Raw genomic sequence first — 1,509 nt, forward strand, 5'->3', positions numbered from 1 at the left:
GATGCGGCGGCTGCTGGGCCTGGCCGCGGAGCTGGACGCCGCGGGGCTGTTCGCGGACACCGACGAGATCGTGGTCAGCGCCGGGGGCAGCGCCTGGTTCGACGCCGTCGCCGACGGCTTCGCGGCGGCACCGGAGCTGTCGCGGCCGGTGCTGAAACTGCTGCGCTCGGGGGCGTACGTCAGCCACGACGACGGGCACTACAGCCGGGTGACGCCGTTCAACCGGGTGCCCGGGGAGGGCTCGCTGACGCCGGCGTTCCGGCTGTGGACGCAGGTGGTCTCGCGGCCGGAGCCGGGGCAGGCGTTCGTCAACGCCGGCAAGCGGGACGCCGCGTACGACCTGGACCTGCCGGTGCCGGTGGCGGTGCGGCGGTTCGACGCGGCCGGCGGGGCGGGCGCGGAGCGGGCGGCGACGGGGATCACGGTGCGCAAGCTCTCGGACCAGCACGCCTGGCTGGACGTGGCCCCCGACGGGGTGGAGCCGGAAGTCGGGGACTGGGTGGCGCTGGCCCTGTCCCACCCGTGCACGATCTTCGACAAGTGGCAGCTCATCCCGCTGGTGGAGGAGGACGGTACGGTCACGGAGTACGTACGGACCTTCTTCTGAGCGGCACCGGGGGGCGGCAGACATGGACCTGGTGATCCGCGGCGCCCTCGTCGTCGACGGCTCGGGGGCGCCCGGCTGCCGCGCCGACGTGGGCCTGGCCGGCGGCCGGATCGCCGCCGTCGCCCCCCGGCTCACCGGCCGTACCGTCCTCGACGCCGGCGGCCTCGTCCTCGCCCCCGGCTTCGTCGACATGCACGCCCACTCCGACCTCGCCCTGCTGCGCGACCCCGCGCACACCGCCAAGGCCGCGCAGGGCGTGACGCTGGAGGTCATCGGCCAGGACGGGCTGTCGTACGCGCCCGTCGACGACCGCACCCTCGGCGAGCTGCGCCGCCAGATCGCCGGCTGGAACGGCGGCGGGCCCGGCGACGACGCGGTGGCGTTCGACTGGCGCACGGTCGGCGAGTACCTCGACCGCCTCGACCGCGGCCCCGACGGCGACGGACTGGCCGTCAACGCCGCGTACCTCGTGCCGCAGGGCACCGTGCGGATGCTGGCCCTGGGCTGGGAGGACCGGCCGGCCGAGGACGACGAGCTGGCGCACATGAAGCGGCTCGTCGCCGAGGGCCTGGAGCAGGGCGCGGTCGGGATGTCGTCGGGGCTGACGTACCCGCCCGGGATGTACGCGCCGACCGCCGAGCTGACGGAGCTGTGCCGGGTCGTCGCGGCGTACGGCGGCTACTACTGCCCGCACCACCGCTCGTACGGCGCCGGCGCCCTCGGCGCGTACGCCGAGATGCTCGGCCTCGCCCGGGACGCCGGCTGCGCGCTGCACCTCGCGCACGCCACCGTGAACTTCGACGTCAACGCCGGCCGCGCCGCCGAGCTGACCGCCCTGCTGGACCGGGCCCTCGCCGAGGGCGTGGACGTCTCGCTGGACACCTACCCCTACCTCGCCGGCT

At 75.6% G+C, this 1,509-nt stretch carries 2 protein-coding genes; both read left to right on the forward strand.

Translation table 11 applies throughout. The features are described 5' to 3' along the window. A partial coding sequence (locus H5J30_RS32690; RefSeq protein WP_508471087.1) for a type III PLP-dependent enzyme domain-containing protein occupies positions 1–607 on the forward strand: 607 nt, incomplete at its 5' end. 22 nt (positions 608–629) lie between these two features. Continuing rightward, on the forward strand, positions 630–1,509 hold an 880-nt coding region (locus H5J30_RS32695), incomplete at its 3' end, for an N-acyl-D-amino-acid deacylase family protein (RefSeq protein ID WP_181791295.1).

The sequence above is a fragment of the Streptomyces phytophilus genome (assembly GCF_013870535.1).
GTDB lineage: Bacteria > Actinomycetota > Actinomycetes > Streptomycetales > Streptomycetaceae > Streptomyces > Streptomyces phytophilus.